Annotated in this window: 1 protein-coding gene; it reads left to right on the top strand. The window is 68.7% G+C overall.

Translation table 11 applies throughout. The features are described 5' to 3' along the window. Positions 1-1,273, top strand: a 1,273-nt coding sequence (locus HBH26_RS20340) for a dicarboxylate/amino acid:cation symporter (protein WP_168136372.1), incomplete at both ends; no start/stop codon positions are given.

Here is a 1,273-nt window from a genome sequence, read left to right as displayed (position 1 = left end):
CCCCCGGCGTCGCGTCCCTGGTACACGCACCTGTATCTTCAGGTTCTGGCGGCGATCGTGGCGGGGGTGCTGCTGGGGCATTTCGCGCCGGCGACGGGCGAGGCGATGAAGCCGATCGGCGACGGCTTCATCAAGCTCGTGAAGATGATCATCGCGCCGGTCATCTTCCTGACGATCGTGACGGGGATCGCGGGCATGCGCGACCTGGCCTCGGTCGGGCGGGTGGCGGGCAAGGCGTTCGCCTATTTCCTGTTCTTCTCCACGCTGGCGCTGGTGGTCGGCCTGGTGGTCGCCAACGTCGTCCGGCCCGGCGCGGGGCTGAACATCGATCCTGCCACGCTGGACGCCTCCAAGGTGGCCGACTATGCCGCCAAGGCGCACGAGACGACGCTGACCGGCTTCCTGCTGGGGGTCATTCCCGACACGTTCCTGTCCGCGCTGACGGCGGGCAACATCCTGCAGACGCTGTTCGTCGCCATCCTGTTCGGCGTCGGCCTCGCCATGACCGGGGAGCGCGGCACGCGCGTGCTGTCGGTGCTGGAGGACCTGTCGGTCGCGGTGTTCAAGGTGGTCGCGATCGTGATGCGCGCCGCGCCGGTGGGCGCGTTCGGCGCGATGGCGTTCACCATCGGCAAGTACGGCGTGGGCACGCTCGCGAACCTCGCCGCGCTGGTGGGCACCTTCTATCTCACCTCGCTGCTGTTCGTGCTGGTCGTGCTGGGCATGGTGTCGGCGCTGGCGGGCTTCTCGATCCTGCGGCTGATCGCGTACCTGAAGGGCGAGCTGCTGCTGGTGCTGGGCACGTCCTCCTCGGAGAGCGCGCTGCCCTCGCTGATCGAGAAGATGGAGCGGGCGGGCTGTCCCAAGTCGATCGTCGGGCTGGTGGTGCCGACGGGCTATTCGTTCAACCTGGACGGGACGAACATCTACATGACGCTGGCCGCACTGTTCATCGCGCAGGCGTGCAACGTGGACCTGTCGCTGGGCCAGCAGCTGCTGCTGCTCGGCGTCGCGATGCTCTCGTCCAAGGGCGCGGCGGGAGTGACGGGGGCAGGGTTCATCACGCTCGCCGCCACCTTGTCGATCGTGCCGAGCGTGCCGGTCGCCGGCATGGCGCTGATCCTGGGCGTCGACCGCTTCATGTCCGAGTGCCGCAGCCTGACCAACTTCATCGGCAACGCGCTGGCGACGGTGGTCGTCTCGCGCTGGGAAGGCCGGCTCGACAAGGCGCAGTTCGACGCCGCCCTCGCCGGACGCGCCCCGCGCGTCGACC

Source organism: Sphingomonas corticis (assembly GCF_012035195.1).
GTDB lineage: Bacteria > Pseudomonadota > Alphaproteobacteria > Sphingomonadales > Sphingomonadaceae > Sphingomonas > Sphingomonas corticis.
The sequence above is the reverse complement of the archived record's forward strand: the minus strand, read 5'-3'. Positions and strand labels throughout refer to the sequence as shown.